General features: G+C 72.9%; 11 protein-coding genes. 7 read left to right on the top strand and 4 right to left on the bottom strand.

Going from position 1 to position 18,013, the window contains the following annotated elements; all coding sequences use genetic code 11:
* Positions 1 to 37: 37 nt before the first annotated feature.
* Positions 38 to 1,051 (bottom strand): uroporphyrinogen decarboxylase, encoded by a 1,014-nt coding sequence (gene hemE, locus ACFU74_RS28335; RefSeq protein WP_380761732.1) that lies wholly within the window; start codon positions 1,049 to 1,051, stop codon positions 38 to 40.
* A 259-nt stretch (positions 1,052 to 1,310) separates the two neighbouring features.
* Here hemE and ACFU74_RS28330 point away from each other — a divergent pair, with 259 nt between their 5' ends.
* The 5 genes from ACFU74_RS28330 (at position 1,311) to ACFU74_RS28310 (ending at position 8,019) form a co-directional block, all read left to right on the top strand.
* Positions 1,311 to 1,973, top strand: coding sequence for a DUF3000 domain-containing protein (locus ACFU74_RS28330; RefSeq protein WP_380761730.1), 663 nt, complete (start codon positions 1,311 to 1,313; stop codon positions 1,971 to 1,973).
* Positions 1,974 to 2,290: 317 nt separating this feature from the next.
* A complete protein-coding gene (locus tag ACFU74_RS28325; RefSeq protein WP_380761728.1) occupies positions 2,291 to 3,016 on the top strand; it encodes a LuxR C-terminal-related transcriptional regulator in 726 nt (241 codons plus the stop codon).
* A gap of 166 nt (positions 3,017 to 3,182) precedes the next feature.
* On the top strand, positions 3,183 to 4,439 hold the full coding sequence (locus tag ACFU74_RS28320) for an HRDC domain-containing protein (RefSeq protein ID WP_380761726.1): 1,257 nt from the start codon (positions 3,183 to 3,185) through the stop codon (positions 4,437 to 4,439).
* A gap of 230 nt (positions 4,440 to 4,669) precedes the next feature.
* Positions 4,670 to 5,887: a thiolase family protein gene (locus tag ACFU74_RS28315; RefSeq protein WP_380761724.1), complete on the top strand. Its 1,218-nt coding sequence runs from the start codon at positions 4,670 to 4,672 to the stop codon at positions 5,885 to 5,887.
* Between the two features lie 2 nt (positions 5,888 to 5,889).
* A complete protein-coding gene (locus ACFU74_RS28310) occupies positions 5,890 to 8,019 on the top strand; it encodes a 3-hydroxyacyl-CoA dehydrogenase NAD-binding domain-containing protein (protein ID WP_380761722.1) in 2,130 nt (709 codons plus the stop codon).
* 89 nt (positions 8,020 to 8,108) lie between these two features.
* Here the strand turns inward: ACFU74_RS28310 and ACFU74_RS28305 are convergent, their stop codons facing one another.
* The 3 genes from ACFU74_RS28305 to ACFU74_RS28295 all read right to left on the bottom strand — a co-directional run bounded on the left by ACFU74_RS28305 (position 8,109) and on the right by ACFU74_RS28295 (position 13,098).
* Positions 8,109 to 9,653, bottom strand: coding sequence for an ArnT family glycosyltransferase (locus ACFU74_RS28305; protein WP_380761720.1), 1,545 nt, complete (start codon positions 9,651 to 9,653; stop codon positions 8,109 to 8,111).
* Positions 9,654 to 9,774: 121 nt separating this feature from the next.
* Entirely contained in the window at positions 9,775 to 11,679 is a 1,905-nt protein-coding gene (gene dxs / locus ACFU74_RS28300) for a 1-deoxy-D-xylulose-5-phosphate synthase (protein ID WP_380761718.1), read from the bottom strand.
* A 234-nt stretch (positions 11,680 to 11,913) separates the two neighbouring features.
* The gene (locus ACFU74_RS28295) at positions 11,914 to 13,098 is read right to left on the bottom strand and encodes an ROK family transcriptional regulator (RefSeq protein ID WP_380761716.1); all 1,185 of its coding nucleotides are present in this window, start codon (positions 13,096 to 13,098) and stop codon (positions 11,914 to 11,916) included.
* Between the two features lie 445 nt (positions 13,099 to 13,543).
* On the opposite strand from ACFU74_RS28295, the gene ACFU74_RS28290 reads away from it, so the two are divergent.
* Together ACFU74_RS28290 and pepN are read left to right on the top strand one after the other, a co-directional pair.
* On the top strand, positions 13,544 to 15,259 hold the full coding sequence (locus tag ACFU74_RS28290; RefSeq protein ID WP_380761714.1) for a PQQ-binding-like beta-propeller repeat protein: 1,716 nt from the start codon (positions 13,544 to 13,546) through the stop codon (positions 15,257 to 15,259).
* A 136-nt stretch (positions 15,260 to 15,395) separates the two neighbouring features.
* Positions 15,396 to 18,013 (top strand): aminopeptidase N (gene pepN / locus ACFU74_RS28285; RefSeq protein WP_380761712.1); only part of this gene is annotated, 2,618 nt, incomplete at its 3' end.

Raw genomic sequence — 18,013 nt, 5'->3', positions numbered from 1 at the left:
CCTCCGGGGAACCGGAGGGGCCCGCCGCCGGAGTGGGTCAGCGGGCGCTGGCCTCGTGCACGAAGGCGACCAGGCGGGACAGCGCGTCCGGGTCCATGCTGGGCAGCACGCCGTGGCCGAGGTTGAAGATGTGGCCGCTGGTGCCGAGCGCCTGGGCGGCGTGCAGCACCTCGCGGGCCTTGGTCTCGACGGCCCTGGTCGGCGCGAACAGCACCGCCGGGTCGAGGTTGCCCTGCAGTGCCTTGCCGGGGCCGACCCGCTCGGCGGCGACGTTCAGCGGCACCCGCCAGTCGACGCCGACCACGTCCGCACCGGCCTGGCCCATCAGACCGAGCAGCTCGCCGGTGCCGACGCCGAAGTGGATCCGCGGCACGCCGTAGTCGGCGACCGCGTCGAACACCTTGGTGCTGGCCGGCATGACCGAGCGGCGGTAGTCGTCCGGGGCGAGCGAGCCGACCCAGGAGTCGAACAGCTGGACGGCGGAGGCACCGGCCTCGATCTGCACCTTGAGGAAGGCGGAGGTGATGTCGGCCAGCCGGTCGACCAGGGCGGCCCACAGCTCGGGCGCGCCGTACATCATGGCCTTGGTGTTCTCGTGGTTCTTGGACGGGCCGCCCTCGACCAGGTAGCTGGCCAGCGTGTAGGGGGCGCCGGCGAAGCCGATCAGCGGGGTGGAGCCGAGCTCGTCCACCAGCAGGCCGACGGCCTCGGTGATGTAGGGGACGTCGTCCGGCTCCAGCGGGCGCAGCCGCTTCAGGTCCTCGGCGGTGCGGATCGGGTCGGCGATGACCGGGCCGATGCCGGGCTTGATGTCGACGTCGATGCCGATCGCCTTGAGCGGCACCACGATGTCGCTGAAGAAGATCGCCGCGTCCACCCCGTGCCGGCGCACCGGCTGCAGGGTGATCTCCTTGACCAGCTCGGGCCGCATGCAGGACTCCAGCATGGGGATGCCCTCGCGGACCTTCAGGTACTCGGGCAGCGAGCGGCCGGCCTGGCGCATGAACCACACCGGGGTGTGCGGTACCGGCTCGTGCCGGCAGGCGCGCAGGAACGCCGAGTCGTACGCGGCCCCGCGGCGCGCGTCGGGCTGCTGACCGGGGGTGGCGCCGGTCGGGGGGACTGCCGGGGTGGCTGCCGTGGTGTCTGCCGTCGTCTCGCTCACGCTCCAAATCTTCGCACGCGGCCCGGGGCCGTCCGCCCCGGTGGTCTCGTGGGTTCCTCCAAGATCTGGCCGGATTGCCGCCCCGGCGCGCCGCGCGGGAAGAAGTTGCGGCGATTACCCGTGTTTTCGACCTAGTCTTCGGGTCATGGCAGCGGTCGGAGGGCACCCCGCACAGGGTGGCGGAGCAGGTGGCGGAACGGGTCGGGAGGCGGCGCCGAGCGAGTTCCGGGCTGCCGTGGAGGCGCTCTCCGAGGCCCGGCTGCGCCCCGAGGTCGTCCTCTCCCCCGCCCCGGCGCCCCGTCGGCTGGCCCCGTACTCCTTCGCGCTGACCGCCGCCGTCGAGGTGGACGGCGAGGAGCTGGCCGACGGCCGGCTGGTGCTGCTGCACGACCCGGAGGGGCAGGAGGCCTGGAACGGGGACTTCCGGGTGGTCACCATGACCCGGGCCGAGCTGGAGCCGGAGATGGCCGGCGACCCGATGCTCTCCGAGGTCGGCTGGGCCTGGCTGCTGGACGCGTTGCAGGCGCACGGCGCCGGGTACGCGGAGCCGTCCGGCACGGTGAGCCTGTCCGCCTCGCAGTACTTCGGCGGGCTGGCGGACCGCGCGTCGAGCACCGAGATCGAGATCCGGGCGTCCTGGACGCCGGCCGACGGCCGCTTCGAGCGGCACCTGGCGGCCTGGGGGGACCTGCTGTGCATCAGCGCGGGCCTGCCGCCGGTCGCCCCGTCCCCGCACTCCCCGGCGGACGTCACGTCACTCGGTGGAGTGGTCCCGATGCCGGCGCGGCGACGCCCCCGTTCGCACTGAGGAGTGGCGCCCGCCGTGGCGTCACCGGCGGGCGCACCGCCACCCCCAAGGCTGACCGAGTGTGACTTCGTTGCTGCTCTCCGTCAATAACGCGCTCGGAACCGACCGGTTTGCGCTGGATCTGATCGATTTTGTACGAATTCCAAGCATGTCGCATCACTCATCTGCGCGATTTGTCCGTATTGTGACTCACTAGATCGTGATCTTTCGCTAAAGCCGGGCACGGATGCTGCCGAAGCACACTGTGACCCTTTCCGAACGCGGAACACTCCGACCGCCCCCTCGGGGTTCCGTCCGCCACTCCCGCAGGAGGCCTGGTGTCGGTCCTTCTTGAGCACCCCGCAAACGTGGTCGCCTACCGCCCGACCAAGCCCACCGCCATGGTGGTCATCGCTGATCCCCGCGTCCGAAACACCGTCACCCGTCACCTCTGGGCGCTCGGCGTCCGGGACGTGATCGAGGTGTCCTCGATCGCCGAGGCCCGCCCCCGGGTCTCCACCCCGCGCGACATCTGCGTCGCCGACGTCCACCTCCCCGACGGCTCCGGACTCACCATCCTCGCCGAGACCCGCGCCGCCGGCTGGCCCAACGGGCTGGCGCTCTCCGCCGCCGACGACATCGGCGCCGTGCGCAGCGCGCTGGCCGGCGGGGTCAAGGGCTACGTCGTCACCGGCACCCGCACCAATGTCGCCATGCCGGGCCGCCCCGGGATGCCGCTCGGCGCCGCCGGGCTGGCCGGCCGGATGCGCCGCCCCGGGATGCCGGGCATGCCGGGCGCGCACGGGGCGCCGGGCGCTCCCGGGGCGCACGGCGCGCACGGCGCACCGGGTGCCCAGCAGGCCGCCTACCGGGAGCTCTCCGGCCGCGAGGTGGAGGTGCTGCGGCTGGTGGCCGAGGGCCAGTCGAACAAGGCGATCGGCGTGGCGATGGGCCTCTCGGCGCTCACCGTGAAGAGCCACCTCGCCCGGATCGCCCGCAAGCTCGGCACCGGCGACCGCGCCGGGATGGTCGCGGTCGCGCTGCGCACCGGAATCATCCACTGACACCCCGGCCGCTGCGGCGGCCCTGGAGGAACGTTTCCTCCGGGGCCGCCGCAGCGCGCTGAGCGGATCCCGGAGCCCTTCCCCGGCCGGCCCGCCGGCAGCCCCGGCATCGGTCTGACCAGTCCGACAACACTCCCGGTCGCGGGGACCGTCGTACCCTTGGTGGGTGACCGACGCCGTAGCAGCCATCCCAGAAGAAGCAGCCCCGGTCCCGCTCCTCGAACCGAAGGAGGGGATCCCTCCGGTCGTGGCGGACGAGCAGGCGCTGGCCGCCACCATCGCCGCCTTCGCCGCGGGAACCGGACCGGTCGCCGTCGACGCCGAGCGGGCCTCCGGCTACCGCTACGGCCAGCGGGCGTACCTCATCCAGCTGCGCCGCGCGGGCGCCGGTACCGCGCTGATCGACCCGATCGCCTGCCCCGACCTCGGCGCCCTCGGCGCGGCCCTCGCGGACACCGAATGGGTGGTGCACGCCGCCACCCAGGACCTGCCCTGCCTGGCCGAGGTGGGCATGAGACCCCAGCGCCTGTTCGACACCGAGCTGGCCGGACGGATCGCCGGCTTCGCCCGGGTCGGACTCGGACCGATGACCGAGAGCGTGCTCGGGCTGAGCCTGGCCAAGGAGCACTCCGCGGTCGACTGGTCCACCCGCCCGCTGCCCGAACCGTGGCTGCGCTACGCCGCCCTGGACGTCGAGGTGCTGGTCGAGCTGCGCAACGCACTCGAACAGGAGCTGGACGCCCAGGGCAAGCTCGGCTGGGCCCTGGAGGAGTTCGCGGCGATCGCCGCCGCTCCCCGTCCGGCCCCGCGGACCGACCCCTGGCGCCGCACCTCGCAGCTGCACAAGGTCCGCCGGCGCCGCCAGCTCGCCGTGGTGCGCGAGCTCTGGCTGGCCCGTGACCGGATGGCACAGGACCGGGACGTCTCACCGGGCCGGGTGCTGTCGGACGCCGCGATCGTCAACGCCGCGCTGGCCATGCCGCTGACCGTCGCCGCGCTCCAGGGCGTCCAGGGCTTCGGGCCGCGGGTGCACCGGCGCCAGCTGGAGCAGTGGCTGGCCGCCGTCCAGCGCGGCCGGGAGGTGCCGGAGAACCAGCTGCCGCCGGCCGCCGCGCCGCACGACGGTCCGCCGCCGCCGCGCGCCTGGGCCGAGAAGGACCCGGTGGCCGCCGCCCGGCTGAGCGGGGCGCGCGCCGCGGTCAGCGAGCTGGCCGAGCGCCACCACCTGCCGGCCGAGAACCTGATCACCCCGGACCTGGTCCGCCGGGTCTCCTGGGAGCCTCCGGCCGACGCCTCCGCGGCCAACGTGGCCGCCGCGCTGCGCCGGCTGGGCGCCCGCCAGTGGCAGGTGGACCTGGTCGCCCCGGCGATGGCCGCCGCCTTCGCCACGGCGGCGACGGCGACGGCGACGCAGCAGGGCTGAGCCGGGAGAACACGGAAACAGGGGATGCCGCCCGAGTGGGGCGGCATCCCCTTTTCCGCGGGCGGACGCGACGTGTCCGGGGACACATCGACGGAACCGGGCGACGGGCCTGGGCAGGTTGGTTACCGACGGGTAGCATGGCCGACGAGCAGCGCCGCCCACGTCCCCTCGTGCGATGGTGAGCGGCAGCCTGCCCACCTGAACCGTTGGTCCCTGGGAGGAGAGCCCCCGTGCCTCGTACCGCGAGGGACGTCGTCTTCGTCGATGGCGTCCGCACCCCGTTCGGCAAGGCCGGCCCGAAGGGCATCTACCACGAGACGCGCGCCGACGACCTGGTCGTCAAGTGCATCCGGGAGCTGGTGCGCCGCAACCCGAACCTGCCCGTCGAGCGCATCGACGAGGTCGCCGTCGCGGCCACCACGCAGATCGGCGACCAGGGTCTGACCATCGGCCGCACCGCCGCGCTGCTGTCCGGCCTGCCGAAGTCCGTCCCCGGCTACGCGATCGACCGGATGTGCGCCGGCGCGCTGACCGCCGTGACCACCACCGCCGGCGGCATCGCCTTCGGCGCGTACGACGTGGTCGTGGCCGGTGGCGTCGAGCACATGGGCCGCCACCCGATGGGCGAGGGCGTCGACCCGAACCCGCGCTTCGTCTCCGAGAAGCTCGTCGACGAGTCCGCCCTGTTCATGGGCATGACCGCGGAGAACCTGCACGACCGGTTCCCGCACCTGACCAAGGAGCGCTGCGACGCCTACGCCGTGCGCTCGCAGGAGAAGGCCGCCAAGGCGTACGCCAACGGCGACATCCAGCCCGACCTGGTGCCGATCTCGGTCCGCAACACCAACCCCGAGGTCGGCGAGACCGGCTGGGGCCTGGCCACCGTGGACGAGCCGATGCGCCCGGGCACCACGATGGAGAACCTGGCCGGTCTGAAGACCCCGTTCCGCCCGCACGGCAACATCACCGCGGGCAACTCGGCCGGTCTCAACGACGGTGCCACCGCCTCCCTCCTGGCCGCCGAGGACGTGGCCGAGGAGCTGGGCCTGCCGGTGAAGATGCGCCTGGTCTCGTACGCCTTCGCGGGCGTCGAGCCCGAGGTGATGGGCATCGGCCCGGTGCCGGCCACCGAGAAGGCGCTGGCCAAGGCCGGTCTGACCATCGACGACATCGGCGCGTTCGAGGTCAACGAGGCCTTCGCCGTCCAGGTGCTGGCGTTCCTGGACCACTACGGCATCGCGGACGACGACGAGCGGGTCAACCCGTACGGCGGCGCGATCGCGTTCGGCCACCCGCTGGCCTCCTCCGGCGTGCGCCTGATGAACCAGCTGGCCCGCCGCTTCGAGCAGCGTCCGGACGTCCGATACGGCCTCACCACGATGTGCATCGGCTTCGGCATGGGCGGCACCATCGTCTGGGAGAACCCCCACTTCGAGGGTGGTAAGTGAGCATGAGCACCACGACTGAGCTGCTGACCCGCGGCGCCGAGCTCTTCCCCGGCGAGGTCGTCACCACCGCGCACGTGCGCCACCTCGACCTGCCGCTCCAGGCCGGCCGGCTGGCGCTGATCACCCTGGACAACGGCTTCGACCACACCAAGCCGACCACCTTCGGCCCGGGCTCGCTGCTCAAGCTGGACGCGGCGCTGGACCAGGTCGAGGCGGAGGCCGCCGAGGGCGCCATCGTCGGTGCCGCGATCACCGGCAAGCCGTTCATCTTCGCGGTCGGCGCCGACCTCAAGGGCGTCGAGCTGCTCCGGGAGCACGCGGACGCACTGGCCATCGGCAAGGGCGGCCACGAGGTCTTCAAGCGGATCGCCGCGCTGCCCGTCCCGACCTTCGCGTTCTACAACGGCGCGGCGATGGGCGGCGGCGTCGAGGTCGGCCTGCACTGCGACTACCGCACGGTGTCGGCGGGCGTCCCGGCGTTCTCGCTGCCCGAGGTCTTCCTCGGCCTGGTGCCCGGCTGGGGCGGCTGCACCGTCCTGCCGAACCTGATCGGCCCGGCGAAGGCCGTCAAGGTCATCATCGAGAACTCGATGGCGCAGAACAAGCAGCTCAAGGGCAAGGACGTGTTCGAGCTGGGGATCGCCGACGCGATCTTCGAGCCGGCCGACTTCCTGGAGCAGTCGCTGTTCTGGGCGGCCCGCGTCCTCAAGGGCGAGGTGACCGTCGAGCGCGAGGCGATCGACCGCGGCAAGGCCTGGGACGACGCCGTCGCCTGGGGCCGGCTGGTCGCCGACGCCAAGGTGCACGGGGCGGCCCCGGCCGCGTACCGGGCGCTGGACATCATCGCCCAGGTGAAGGACCAGGACCTCCAGGCCGGCTTCGACGCCGAGGAGGCGGCCCTGGCCGACCTCATCATGGGCGGCGAGCTGCGCAGCGGCATCTACGCCTTCAACCTGGTGCAGCGCCGGGCCAAGCGCCCGGTCGGCGCCCCGGACAAGTCGCTGGCCCGCCCGGTCTCCAAGGTCGGCGTCGTCGGCGCCGGTCTGATGGCCTCGCAGCTGGCGCTGCTGTTCGCCCGCCGTCTGGAGGTGCCGGTGGTCCTCACCGACATCGACCAGGAGCGCGTCGACAAGGGCGTCGGCTACGTCCACGCCGAGATCGACAAGCTGCTGGAGAAGGGCCGGATCGGCAAGGACAAGGCCAACCGCCTCAAGGGCCTGGTCTCCGGCTCGCTGGACAAGGCCGCGGCCTTCGGCGACGCCGACTTCGTGATCGAGGCCGTCTTCGAGGAGATGGGCGTCAAGCAGACCGTCTTCGCGGACCTGGAGAACGTGGTCTCGCCGACCTGTGTGCTGGCGACCAACACCTCCTCGCTGTCGGTCACCGAGATGGCCTCGAAGCTGAAGCACCCGGAGCGGGTCGTCGGCTTCCACTTCTTCAACCCGGTCGCGATCCTGCCGCTGCTGGAGATCGTCCGCGGCGAGAAGACCGACGACGCCTCGCTGGCCACCGCCTTCGGCGTCTCGAAGAAGCTCAAGAAGACCTCGGTGCTGGTCAAGGACGCCCCGGCGTTCGTGGTCAACCGGATCCTGACCCGCTTCATGGGCGAGATCCAGGGCATCATCGACGAGGGCACCCCGATCGCCACCGTCGAGAAGGGCGTCGAGCCGCTCGGCCTGCCGATGTCCCCGATCGTGCTGCTGGAGCTGGTCGGCCCGGCCATCGCCCTGCACGTCTCGGAGACCCTGCACGGCGCGTTCCCGGAGCGGTTCACCGTCTCGGAGAACCTCGGCAAGGTGGTCAAGGCCGGCAAGCGCGGCTTCTACACCTGGGTGGACGGCAAGCAGGTCCTCGACCCCGAGGTGCTGGAGCTGCTCTCCTTCGGCGACACCGTGCTGACCGAGGAGCAGGTCCTGGCCCGCGCCCTGGAGGCCGTCGCGCAGGAGATCGGCCTGATGCTGGAGGAGGGTGTCGTCGCCGAGGCGCAGGACATCGACCTCTGCATGATCACCGGCGCCGGCTGGCCCTTCCACCTGGGCGGGATCACCCCGTACCTGGACCGTGAGGGCGTCTCGGAGCGGGTGAACGGCAAGCGCTTCCTGGCCCCGGGCGTGGCCTCGGTGCCCGCCTAGCCCGAGCGCGGAAGGGCCCCGGTGACCGCTGGCGGTCACCGGGGCCCTTCGCGTCGTCCGGGAGCCTGCCCCGGCGGACGGGGAGGGGCCTACTGGCGCTTGAGGCGGTAGACGACGGTGTCGGCGAAGACGCCGACCATCTCGTAGTGGGTCTCCAGCAGGTTCTCGATCTTCGGGATCATGCCCGGCTGGTACGGCGCGAGGCCGGAGTCGTCGACGACGACCTCGGGCAGGCCCTTGGCGATCTCCTGGTCGAAGGTCTGCCAGGCGTTGTCCATCGAGAACTGCTCGCCCACGTTGGGGCTGCCGTCCTTGCCGCCGCTGTAGTTGGTCAGGAAGCCCGCGGTGAGGTAGCGGGTGGCGGGCTTGCGGTCGGCGAGCCAGTACAGCTCCGGGTGCATGCCCCAGACCAGCACGGTGTCCTTGGGGGTGGTCTGCGCGGCGACCGCGGTGGCGACCTCGGTGGTGCGGTCCAGCCGCTCGCCCGGCCAGGCCAGCGCCAGGCCCCAGAAGACGGTGGCGGCGGCCGTGGTGTACACCAGCACCGGCTTCCAGCGGACGGCCGAGGTGGCGATCGCGCCGGTGCCCAGCAGCACCAGCGGCGGCATCAGCTGGAGGTAGTAGTGGCCGAAGAAGTGGAAGCCCATGCTGACCGCGACGACCGAGGAGAGCAGCCACACCCACAGGTCGGTGGTGGAGCCGTGCTCCTCTCCGGCGACCGGCAGCGGGCGGTGCCGGTGCTTCAGCCAGAGCCGGCGGCCGACCGGCAGCAGGAAGCCCAGGCCGGCGGCGAGCAGGATCGCCGAGTTGCCGAGCGCCCGGCCGAGCATCTGCAGCCAGGCGCCGCCGACGGTGGCGTAGTCGCCGCTGCCGGTGACCACCCAGAACAGGAAGCCCTTGGGCTTGGTGAGGATCACCGCGACCAGCGCTATCGGCAGGGTGAAGCCGAAGCCGATCTTGAGCAGGGCGGGGACCCAGCGCACGCCGCGCCGCCGGGCGTCCTGGAAGAGCATCCAGAGCACCGGCAGCAGCACCGCCCCGCCGGTCTGTTTGGTGAGCGAGCAGAGCGCCACCGCGATGCCGGCGGCCAGCCAGCGCCGGCGCTCGGCGTAGCGGAAGGCGGCCACCATGGCGGGCAGCATGAAGACCTCGAAGGTCGCCGCCTGGGTGTCCTCCGGGGAGAGCCCGATGGAGACCAGCAGGTAGAGCAGACCCGCGCCGACGCCGGCCCGGTTTCCCCAGCGGCCGCGGGCCAGCGAGGCCAGCAGGATCGCGGTGACCAGGTGGGCGACCACCGCCAGGGTGCGCAGCGGCCAGAGCGAGGCGGAGCCGAAGACGGCGAAGCAGGCCTGGTAGAGCCAGGGCAGCAGCGGCGGCTTGCGGTCCACCACGGTGTCGTAGAGCACGCCGCCGTCGGCGAGCATCCGGGCCTGGGTGGCCAGGAAGCCCTCGTCGGGGCTCCAGACCGGGCGGACGAAGGACGGCAGGTGGGTGAGCAGCGCGACCAGGGCCAGCAGCGGCACCAGCCGCGTCCAGTAGCCGGCCTTCACCCGCTCCCAGCCGTCGGCCGGGGGTACCCCCAAGGGCAGGCGCTCGGCGAGCGCGGTCAGGCGGGATCGGGTGGGGGTCGGCACGGATGACAACCTACCGGGCGGGATCGGCGCGGGCAGCGCCGGTCCCGCCTTTGGTGCGATTATCAGCCCCGGGTGTTGCCGAGCTGTCGCAAACGGCCCGGATGGGGCTGCGGGCGGGCGGTCAGGCCTCGACCGCGACGTCCAGGCGGGAGACCAGGGCGGTCACCCGGCGGGCGATGTCCGGGGCGGTGAGGCCGATCTCGGCGAGGATCTCGGGCCGCGAGGCGTGGTCCAGGAACTCCTGCGGGATGCCGAAGTCGCGCAGCGGCAGGTCCACGTCCGCGTCGCGCAGCGCCTGGGCGACGGCCGCGCCGACGCCGCCGACCCGGCCGTTGTCCTCGACGGTGACGACCACCCGGTGCTCGGCGGCCAGGCCGGGCAGCGCCGGGTCGACCGGCTTGACCCAGCGCGGGTCCACCACGGTCGAGCTGATGCCCTGGGCGGCCAGCAGGTCGGCCACCTCCAGGCACATCGGGGCGAGCGCGCCGACCGAGACGATCAGCACATCGGCCCGGCGGCCCTCCTCGGCGTCCGGGTCGACGCGCAGCAGGTCCATGCCGCCGACCTTGCCGACCGCGGGGACGGCCGGGCCGACGGTGCCCTTGGAGTAGCGGACCACGGTGGGGGCGTCCTTGACCTCGACGGCCTCGCGCAGCTGGGCGCGCAGCTGGTCGGCGTCGCGCGGGGCGGCCAGCCGCAGGCCGGGGACGACCTGGAGGATCGACATGTCCCACATGCCGTTGTGCGAGGCTCCGTCGTCACCGGTGACGCCGGAGCGGTCCAGCATGAAGGTGACGCCCAGCCTGTGCAGGGCGACGTCCATCAGGACCTGGTCGAAGGCCCGGTTGAGGAAGGTCGCGTAGACCGCGAAGACCGGGTGCAGCCCGCCGGTGGCCAGGCCGGCCGCGCTGGTGACGGCGTGCTGCTCGGCGATGCCGACGTCGAAGATGCGGTCCGGGAAGGCCTCGGCGAACGGGGCCAGGCCCACCGGGTGCAGCATCGCGGCGGTGATGCCGACGATGTCCTCGCGCTCGCGGCCGAGCTCCACCATCTCCTCGGCGAAGACCGACGTCCAGCTCCGACCGCCGCCGCTCTTGACCGGCAGGCCGGTCTCCGGGTGGATCTTGCCGACCGCGTGGAAGCGGTCCTCGTCGTTGTTCTCGGCGGCGTGGTAGCCGCGGCCCTTCTCGGTGAGGCAGTGCACGATGACCGGTCCGCCGAAGCCGCGCGCCTTGGTCAGCGCGGACTCCAGGGCGGTGAGGTCGTGGCCGTCGATCGGGCCGATGTACTTGAGGCCGAGGTCCTCGAACATGCCCTGCGGGGCGATGAAGTCCTTGAGTCCCTTCTTGGCGCCGTGCAGGGTCTCGAAGAGCTGCTGGCCGACCACCGGGGTGCGCTGCAGCGCGTCCTTGCCCCAGGACAGGAAGCGCTCGTAGCCCTGGGTGGTGCGCAGGGTGGCGAGGTGGTTGGCCATGCCGCCGATGGTCGGCGAGTAGGAGCGCTCGTTGTCGTTGACGACGATGACGACCGGGCGGTCCGTGGCGTCGGCGATGTTGTTCAGCGCCTCCCAGGCCATGCCGCCGGTCAGCGCGCCGTCGCCGATCACCGCGACCACCGGGTCGTTCTTCCCCAGCAGCTGGTTGGCCTTGGCCAGGCCGTCGGCGTAGGAGAGGACGGTGGAGGCGTGCGAGTTCTCGATCACGTCGTGCTCGGACTCGGCGCGGGACGGGTAGCCGGACAGGCCGTCCTTGGCGCGCAGCCGGGAGAAGTCCTGGCGGCCGGTGAGCAGCTTGTGGACGTAGCTCTGGTGGCCGGTGTCGAACAGGACGCGGTCGCGCGGGGAGTCGAAGACCCGGTGCAGCGCGATGGTGAGCTCCACCACGCCGAGGTTCGGGCCGAGGTGGCCGCCCGTCTTGGAGACCTCGGTCACCAGGAAGGTCCGGATCTCCTGGGCCAGGGCGGAAAGCTGTCCGGGCGTGAGCCGGTCGAGATCGCGCGGTCCCCGAATGCGGGTCAGCAGGGCCACCCGTTCCTCCTCGTTCAGTGTTCGCGGACCGCGGGGGCCCGACGGGCGTCGCCGCCCGGTGTCGACCGGTCGAGTCTAATGTCCGGCTACCGAACACCGGGCGGGGCGTCCGGTACCGACGGCCGGTACGCGCCAGCCACCTCGACGGTCACTCTTTCGAGTGAAGGGGGGAAACCGGCGTGTCGGTGCGCCCCCGGCGCGGGCGGGCGGCGGCGCGCTCGGGCCGGGCGGCGCTCAGGACCGGGCGACCGCGAGCGCGCCGGAGTCGCCCGCCTCGCTCATCACCAGCGCGAGCGCGCCCAGCACCTCGGCGCGGCCGCCCAGGGTACCCGGGACCACCGACAGCTGGCGGGCGGCGCTGGGGATCGCGTAGCGGGCCACCGAGTCGCGGATCGGCCCGAGCACCAGCTCACCGGCCTCGGCGAGGTCGCCGCCGAGGATCACCCGGCGCGGGTTGAGCAGGTTGCACAGGGTGGCCACACCGGTGCCGATCTGCCGGCCGGCGTCGGCGATCACCCGGCGGCAGCCGAGGTCGCCCTCGTGGGCCAGCTCCACCACCCGGGGCAGGGTGAGCCCGGTGCCGAGGGTGGGGGTGAGCAGGTTCAGCAGGTAGCGGGAGCCGACGAAGGTCTCCAGGCAGCCCCGGTTGCCGCAGCGGCAGACCGGGCCGGCCTCGTCCAGGGTGATGTGGCCGATCTCTCCCGCGGTGCCGCCCGGCCCCCGGTAGATCCGCCCGTTGACCACCAGGCCGGCGCCGACGCCGCTGGCCACCTTGATGTAGGCGAGGTCGCCCAGGCCCCGGCCCGCGCCCCAGACCAGCTCGCCGAGCGCGCCGAGGTTGGCGTCGTTGTCGACGTGCACCGGCAGGCCGAGCCGCTCGGCCAGCTCACGGCCGGGGGCGATGCCGGCCCAGCCGGGCAGGATCGCGGTGGAGCCCAGCGCACCGGTCTCCACGTCGATCGGGCCGGGGACGCCCAGGCCCACGCCGATCACCTTGTCCGGGCGGAATCCGGCCTCGGTGAGCAGCCGCTCGACCATGGCCTCGGCCCGGTCGAAGCCCTGCGCGGCGGAGACGTCGACGTCCATCGGGGCGCTCTCCTCGGCGAGCACCCGGTGGGCGAGGTTGCCGACGGCGACCCTCAGATGGGTGTGGCCGAAATCGATCCCCACCACGATGCCCGCGTCCCCGCTGAGCGAGACGCTGCGGGCGCGCCGGCCGCCGGCGGAGGTGTCGGCCACCACGACGGTGCCGCTCTCCTTCAGCTCCCGGACGATGTTGGACACGGTGGCCGCCGAGAGGCCGGTCCCGCGGGCGATCTCGGCCTGGGTCAGCGAGCCGGCCGTCCGCACCGCGCGCAGCACCCGCTCCAGGTTGGCCCGGTGCAGCGAGGACTGCGAGCCCGGAGTGTCCGTCGGCATGATCCACCCTCCCAAGGGCGAGGGCCCCCTCCGCCGGGCGCCCCTTCGAGTCCTGAAGCCTAGGCCCTGGAAGATGGTGAAGGCACGGGGGAGGTAAGGCGAAGGGACGGTGAGCGGGACCCCGGGCGCGGCGCGGGCCCGGCAGGGACCGGCCCAGGTCCGGCGGGCCGGCGGCGGGTTGACATCGGCCCAGGTCGGCGCCGGAGCGGACGGGGCCCCGGGTTCCGGCGTCCGTCCGAAAACCGACCCCCCGTACGATGGTGCCCAATCTCACCCGTCCCGCCGGTCACGGATGTGCACCGACCGCGGGACGCTTCCAGACATGACGGGGCATCAGATGGCAGGGGATCACCCTAACCCGGGAGCTGGCGAAGCTCCCGGCGGCGGCCCGGACAACCGGGGCGTTCCGCTCGGACGGACGCCGGGCGGCGTCGACCCGGCGGCCGTGGCGAACCAGCAGACACAGCTCGACGGGGCGGCGGTCCCCGGCCAGGCGCCGCCGCCGGCCCCGGCCGCGCCGCCCGCCGCGCCGCCGGCCGGGGCCGCGGGCGGGTACGCCTACGCGCCCACCGCCCCCGCCTTCCCCGCGCAGGCGCCGGGCGCGCCGGTCGGCCCGTACGACCCGGCTCCCGGCCAGCCGCAGTTCGGCGCCCCGCCCGCGGGCCAGCCCCCGTACGGCGGCGCACCCGGGTACGGCTACCCGCAGCAGGGCGGCTACGGCTACCCGGGCGCCCCGGTGCCCACCCCGCCCAAGCAGCGCAACCCCGTGATGGTCTGGGGCGGCATCATCGGCGGTGTGCTGGCGGTCGCCATCGTCGCCGGGCTGGTCGTGCTGTTCACCGACGACAACAAAAAGAAGGACGACCCGCCGGTCGCCTCGGGCGGCACCACCGGCCAGGCCACCGGCGGCGGCGGGACCTCGCCGGACGTCACCGCCAGCGCCTCGCCGTCGGCCGGCAGCACCGGCAGCACCGGCGGCGGTGGCGGCGGCAAGGCCGGCGCCTACAACCTGGCCTGGGCGGCCGACAAGCCGGCCAGCTCGGCCGGCGGCTCCACCCGGCTGCTCGCCGTCTGGGGCGCCGAGAAGGTCGCCGTGCGCGCCGACACCACCGGCATCCGCGCCGTCAACACCTCGGACGGCAAGGAGGCCTGGAGCATCCCGGTGCCGGCCGGTGCCAAGGAGTTCTGCACCGCCTCCTACAGCGCCAACTCCAAGCACATCGCCGCGGTCTCGCTGAACACCGGTGACAGCGACTGCTCCACCATCGCCGCCGTCGACCTCACCACGGGCAAGCTGTCGTGGAACGTCAAGGTCGGGCAGAGCCGGATGTCCTCCCCCACCCTGAGCATCACCGACAAGGTCATCGGCATCGGCGCCAACACGGCCGCCGCGGTGAACGTCGCCGACGGCTCGGTGGCCTGGGCGTTCCAGCCGCGCGAGAAGGACTGCAGCGTCTACGGCACCGCCGCCGGCCCGCAGATCGTGGTCACCGACCGCTGCTACGGCCTCAACACCACCGTCAAGTCGCAGCTGGTGATCGTCGAGACGGACACCGGCAAGGTCGCCTCGCCCGCGCCGATCACCCTGACCGGCAGCATCGAGCGGGTCGACAAGGTCCTCTCCGACCAGCCGCTGGTGCTGTCGATGTCCAGCGGCGCCAACGGCGACTACGTGCTGCCGTTCGACAAGACCAACAAGCCGGGCAACCAGATGCCCGTCAAGGAGCCCGGCTACGACAGCCTGCGGCTCAGCGGCCTGGCCGACGCCTTCACCCAGAGCGTGGTCAGCGGCACCACCCTCTACGTGCAGACCAACCCGAGCAAGCCGGCCGTCAACGCCTACGACCTGAACACCGGCAAGCGGCTCTGGTCGACCGACGGCCAGGCCAAGGACGGCCTGCGGCTGGTCTCCGGCACCGACAAGGAGGGCAAGGTCCGGGCCATCCTGGACATGGGCTACGGCAAGGACGCCAAGCTGGTGACGCTCGCCCCCGCCGACGGCGCGGTGAGCGAGCTCGGCAACCTCACCGTCGGCAAGGACTCGGCCTTCAACATCGGCATGAGCACCAACGAGTTCGTCCTGAACTCGGAGGGGGCGGCGCTGTACGGGTTCTCCCGCGGCAGCTTCGACGCCCCCGTCTTCAAGTACGTCAAGAAGTAACGACGTCACCGGGCGGGGCGGCACGGTCCGGTGGGCCGCGCCGCCCCGCCCGCTTCGTATCCGGGCCCGTTCCGGCGGCCCCGGCGGGCGGGCATGGCAGGATGCCAGGCATCAGCCTGACGAAGGAGTCCAGCGAGTGCCCGGCACCAACCTGACCCGCGAGGAGGCCCGCACCCGGGCCGACCTCCTGCACGTGGACGCGTACGACATCGAGCTCGACCTGGGCTCGGCCCGAGAGGGGGGCACGTTCCGGTCCACCACCGTGGTCCGGTTCACCGCCACCACCCCGGGCGCGTCCACCTTCATCGACCTGGTCGCCCCGAGCGTCGAGGAGATCGTCCTCAACGGCGAGCGGCTCGACAACGCCGGCTTCGCCGACAGCCGGATCGCGCTGCCGAACCTCGCCGCCGAGAACGAGCTGCGCGTCGTCGCCGACTGCGCCTACACCAACACCGGCGAGGGCCTGCACCGGTTCGTCGACCCGGTCGACGGCGAGACCTACCTCTTCACCCAGTTCGAGGTGCCGGACGCCCGCCGGGTCTTCGCCAACTTCGAGCAGCCCGACCTGAAGGCCTCGTTCACCTTCACCGTGACCGCGCCGGCCGGCTGGAGCGTGGTCTCCAACTCGCCCACCCCCGAGCCGGAGGGCGAGGGGGACACCCGGGTCTGGCGCTTCGCCCCGACCGGCCGGATCTCCACCTACATCACCGCGCTCATCGCCGGCCCCTACGTCGGGGTCTTCGACAGCTACGAGAACGGCGACCAGAAGGTGCCGCTGGGCATCTACTGCCGGCCCTCGCTGAGCGGGTTCCTGGACGCCGAGGCGATCTTCGAGGTCACCAAGCAGGGCTTCGACTACTTCCAGGAGAAGTTCGACTTCCCCTACCCGTTCCCCAAGTACGACCAGCTGTTCGTGCCGGAGTTCAACGCCGGCGCGATGGAGAACGCGGGCGCCGTCACCCTGCGCGACCAGTACGTGTTCCGGTCCAAGGTGACCGACGCCGCGTACGAGGCCCGCGCCGCGACGATCCTGCACGAGCTCGCCCACATGTGGTTCGGCAACCTCGTCACCATGGAGTGGTGGAACGACCTCTGGCTGAACGAGTCGTTCGCGACCTACGCCGAGGCGGTCTGCCAGGCCGAGGCGCCCGACTCCCGGTGGCCCAACTCCTGGACCACCTTCGCCAACCAGATGAAGACCTGGGCGTACCGGCAGGACCAGCTGCCGTCCACCCACCCGATCATGGCCGACATCAACGACCTGGAGGACGTCCAGGTCAACTTCGACGGCATCACCTACGCCAAGGGCGCCTCGGTGCTCAAGCAGCTGGTGGCCTACGTCGGCCAGGACGCCTTCTTCGAGGGCGTGCGCGCCTACTTCAAGCGGCACGCCTGGGGCAACACCCGGCTCGGCGACCTGCTCGGCGCGCTGGAGGAGGCCAGCGGACGCGACCTCAAGGCCTGGTCCGCCGCCTGGCTGGAGACCGCCGGCATCAATGTGCTGCGCCCCGCGCTGACCCTGAACACCGACGGCGAGATCGAGTCCTTCGCCGTGCTGCAGGAGGCCCCGGCGCTGCCGGCCGGCGCCAAGGGCGAGGCCGTGCTGCGCCCGCACCGGATCGCCGTCGGCCTGTACGAGCTGGTGGACGGCTCGCTGGTGCGCACCGACCGGATCGAGCTGGACGTCGACGGCCCGCGCACCGAGGTGCCGCAGCTGGTCGGCCGGCACCGCCCGGCCGTGATCCTGCTGAACGACGACGACCTGTCCTACGCCAAGGTCCGGCTGGACGAGGACTCGCTGGCCGTGGTCACCGAGAACCTCGGCGGCTTCACCGACGCGCTGCCGCGCGCGCTGTGCTGGGCCTCCGCGTGGGACATGACCCGCGACGGCGAGCTGGCCGCCCGCGACTACCTGACGCTCGCCCTCTCCGGCCTGCCGCGCGAGAGCGACATCGGCGTGGTCCAGTCGGTGCACCGCCAGGTCAAGCTGGCGCTGGACGCCTACGCCGACCCGGCCTGGCGCGAGCAGGGCCTGGCCCGCTGGGCCGAGGCCGCCGAGCAGGCGCTGCGCGCGGCCCAGCCGGGCAGCGACCACCAGCTGGCCTGGGCCCGGGCCCTGGCCGGCGTCGCCCGGACCGACGGTCAGCTCGGCCTGCTCGCCGCGCTGCTGGACGGCAGCGCGGAGATCCCCGGCCTGGCCGTGGACACCGAGCTGCGCTGGACCCTGCTGGGGCGGCTCGCCGCGACCGGCCTGGCCGACGAGGCCCGGATCGAGGCCGAGCTGGCCCGCGACAACACCGCGGCCGGCCAGGAGCACGCGGCCAGCTGCCGGGCGGCCCGTCCGACCATCGAGGCCAAGGCGGCGGCCTGGGCGTCCGTGGTGGAGTCGGACGAGCTGACCAACTACGTGCAGGCGGCCGTGATCGGCGGCTTCCAGCAGGCCGACCAGCGCGCGCTGGTCGCGCCCTACGCGGAGAAGTACTTCGCCGCGGTGAAGGGCGTCTGGGAGACCCGCAGCCACGAGATCTCGCAGCAGATCATCGTCGGGCTGTACCCGTCGCTGCTGGTCGAGCAGGCCACCCTGGACGCCACCGACGCGTGGCTGGCCTCGGCCGACCCGGCGCCGGCGCTGCGGCGGCAGGTCGTCGAGGCGCGGGCCGGCGTGGAGCGGGCGCTGAAGGCGCAGGCCGCCGACCGGGCCGCCTCCGCGAGCGCCTGCCGCCACCGGCGTGCCGCGCCCGCCGGGCCCGGGGG

Source organism: Kitasatospora sp. NPDC057500, assembly GCF_042802195.1.
Classification (GTDB): domain Bacteria; phylum Actinomycetota; class Actinomycetes; order Streptomycetales; family Streptomycetaceae; genus Kitasatospora.
Note: the sequence above shows the minus strand (reverse complement) of the source record. Positions and strands in the feature narration are given on the sequence as shown.